The organism is Roseibacillus persicicus, assembly GCF_014651675.1.
GTDB lineage: Bacteria > Verrucomicrobiota > Verrucomicrobiia > Verrucomicrobiales > Akkermansiaceae > Roseibacillus > Roseibacillus persicicus.
Window position 1 is genome coordinate 1 of record NZ_BMXI01000039.1, and the last position, 2789, is coordinate 2789.

Annotated in this window: 2 protein-coding genes; both read left to right on the forward strand. The window is 49.5% G+C overall.

The features are described from left to right. A partial coding sequence (locus tag IE099_RS20415) for a hypothetical protein (RefSeq protein WP_229809621.1) occupies window positions 1-507 on the forward strand: 507 nt, incomplete at its 5' end. 1636 nt (window positions 508-2143) lie between these two features. After that, entirely contained in the window at window positions 2144-2566 is a 423-nt protein-coding gene (locus IE099_RS20420; protein WP_189574623.1) for a hypothetical protein, read from the forward strand. Window positions 2567-2789 lie beyond the last annotated feature (223 nt).

Here is a 2789-nt window from a genome sequence, read left to right on the forward strand (position 1 = left end):
GAACGTTCGCCAAAACTAGTAGTGCACAATCTGAAAACATCTGTGATTACTTTATTCGTGGTTTCTTCTTTTGTCGCATGTCAGAGGGAAATCCCAGATGGTAATTCGAGTGTAAATGTGCTAGAGGACCATCTCTCGCTTATCGAGAGGAAAGGAATCAATTCAGTGGTTACGGTCCGATGGCTGAGAGAAACGGGATGGAAAGTAGAGCGAGAGGAAGGTAGAGGCTTGGAGAAGGGCAATCTTACCTTCTATCTTGAATATGATCGTGAGTTATACCTTGGTAACGCAGAAGCCGATAGCCCAACTAACTTCGTCCTAATGAATGGAGCTTCTTCCAATCCTAATAAAGATGGCTTCACAAGATGGAGCATTATGCTCCCTATTGTGAATGGCCAATTCAAGATGGAATTTGAGGGTGATGAGGTTATTATGGATTCCGCAGATTTTATCGAGGCCTTCGAGGACAACTACTTCGAATTGGGGCCTAACGACTTTGCTGTGTGAAAAGGCGGGCGAACAAGGCGTGCCAGCTAAGTCCAACCGCGCTGGTGGGTGACTTATTTTGTGGTAATTTGTGCGTCTTTTGGCTTCGATTTAGGTGTGCGGAGGCGGTCGGCCTAGCTGCACTTGAACGTTCTGCTAGAAAATAGGATGCCGAAGAGAGTTCTACTTCATGATAAAGCTGCACTCGAAGCGATGCATACCGGCTCTCTCGTTGTCTACCTGCGGAATATGCAAGAATGCGAGGAGTCGTTTCTTCTGTCGGACCGAGTTAGTCACGAGGCTGAACCGAAGCCGTTGGAAACGGGTTATCTGGAGTTCAAAGATTGCGATGAGTGGCGGAGAAGTTACGAAGCAGTAAAAGCTATTCTGGCTACTCGTGAACATCTGCTAACTGGAGAAGAACGACGGACCAAGAGAGAAGGGCGGGCAGGAAGGAAAAGAAACAAATAGCGTGATGACGGACCAGCGTTAAAGGCCGACATGGCAATAGCAGACGGAGTCTTTACCGAACTGTTGTCATTTCGAAGTCTCAACATTTCTGAATGCAGAACAATGCGCCGCTGCCAAACCCGACCGCGCTGGCGAGTTGGCAATTGACAGCTAATTTGTAGGCTGTTGAACTAATGAAAGCTCGCTGAACGGTCGGTTTGGCAGAGCTAGAACGTTATCCAATGAATGCATTGAGGAACTTGTAGTGTTTAGAATGGCGAGTTCGCGGTGACGGATGCTCTGTGACGAGGTTTTGCGCGGTAGACGAGTTTGACGTATCGGTTCGGTGGCTGGCAGTGCGCGGCAGGCGAGTTCGCAGTTGATGTATTCTGTGGTTGGCATTGGTGAAGTTTGGCGAGTTCGAGGTGACGAAGCTTCTACTCGAAAGGTGATTCGGAGTTTTGACGAGGTTTGATACCATCGAGTTCGAGGCTTTCTTGCTCTTACCCTTCTGACCTCGGACCGTCCTGGATAACAGACCGCAGCACCACAAATCCGACCGCGCTGGCGAGTCGGAGGATTGACTGGAAGAGGGGACGTGATAGAACTATTGAAAGTGCGCTGAGTCGGTCGGATTGGGTGTGCTCGAACGTTCGACTAAAATACCGACCAGTAGAGAATAATGGCATGGTGCTATCATTTCATGGATAATGCGTTCTACAAAAGAATCGAGGCTGAGGAGCTAGAACGAAATGCAGCTCGTATCGCGAAGTGTGGAACAGGCGAAGAGGAGCTTCGTGTCCTTGCAGAATCTACGCGTTCGCAATTTTTCTTCGGGCTATCGAAGGGGAGCATTCCACTCGTCACAGGCTGCTTCATCGCCTCTATGTTGTTCTTGAGCCAGCTAGTAGGCAATTCACTTCCACTTTCATTGGCTTTCGGAATACTGCTAATTGAACTTTACTGGCGGATAGGAAAGGTAAGCGCAAGGTGCAAACTATTAAAGTTGCAGCGTGGAATAGGTGCTCCGGTAAGCTCTAAGTCCGATGCCCTAGACTAGGCTGAGAATATGGTCGAACAAGGCGTCGCTGCTGAATCCGACCGCGCTGGTGGGTGACTTATTGACAGCATGTTTGAATACTGTAGAACTGAAGAAGTTCTCTGAGGCGGTCGTATCAGCAGGACTTGAACGTTCGGCTTGAAAACCATGGTATTCGAAGGAGTTACAGAGCGATACTTGGTTCAGAAATCGGTTGCTAGCGCGTTGCCAAATATTCACACATCACTCGCCAAAATATGGCCCGATATGTTTGGCTGGTTCGAGTATGCAGGAGAAAATTCCGATTCGGATTTTAGGCACGGGGAATACCCTGATCTGAAGTCAGGAGAAGAGCTAGTGGGAGGATTCTTTTATAGGGATCAGGAGATGTTTGAGCGTTGGGACTGGGGTGTGGTCGAGAGTGAATCGTTCGGTGGGGAAGGACCTCTCTCTCTTCTTGGTTTGAGGTCCGAGACAGGTTTGTTCTCGTTGGAGGTGACTTTGCCGGACGATGTTAGTAGCGATAAGTTCTCGGCGAGGATGCTTGCAGTCGTATTGGACTCCTTTCCTGGTTGGGTCCACGATGAGTAGGGGGCGGGAAGGCCTAATGCCCCCTGTGCCGAACAATGCGCAGCACCACAAATCCGACCGCGCTGGCGAGTCGGAGTCTTGACGGGAGGAGGGATGGTGGTAGAACTGTCGAAAGCGCGCTGAGTCGGTCGGATTGGGTGTGCTTGAACGTTCGCTTGGAATCGTATTATTAGGACGATTTCTTTCGCTTTGACGAGGCAGTGGAACGTTGGTTTTTTCGAGC

What these genes read in the sequence shown, in the direction of transcription:
- IE099_RS20420 (WP_189574623.1), top strand. Translation starts at nt 2,144, where the DNA reads ATGGTATTCGAAGGAGTTACAGAGCGATACTTGGTTCAGAAATCGGTT.